Origin of the sequence: Vibrio marinisediminis, assembly GCF_014050145.1 — a bacterium.
In the GTDB taxonomy this organism is placed as follows: Bacteria; Pseudomonadota; Gammaproteobacteria; order Enterobacterales; family Vibrionaceae; genus Vibrio; species Vibrio marinisediminis.
In genome coordinates this window covers 1-229 of the sequence record NZ_JACFYF010000405.1, presented here as the reverse complement: position 1 = coordinate 229, position 229 = coordinate 1, and the positions used below count along the sequence as shown (strand labels likewise).

General features: G+C 24.9%; 1 protein-coding gene. It reads left to right on the top strand.

The window, feature by feature from the left end; genetic code table 11:
* On the top strand, nt 1-229 hold a 229-nt coding region (locus tag H2O73_RS24460; protein WP_220457799.1), incomplete at both ends, for an LpxL/LpxP family acyltransferase.

Here is a 229-nt window from a genome sequence, read left to right as displayed (position 1 = left end):
AACTGGGAATGGATATTTCTATTAAACAAAAACATAAATTTTAATGGGTATGCTGTTTACAAAAAAATAAAAAATAAGTATTTTGACAAAAAGATAATAGAAACTAGAGGTCGTTTTAATACTACATTAGTAAGTACTAAAGATATTTTTTCGGTAATAGCTAAAAACACAAAAGAAAATAAGTTATCTCTTTACGGTTTTTTAGGAGACCAATCTCCAAAAGTTCATA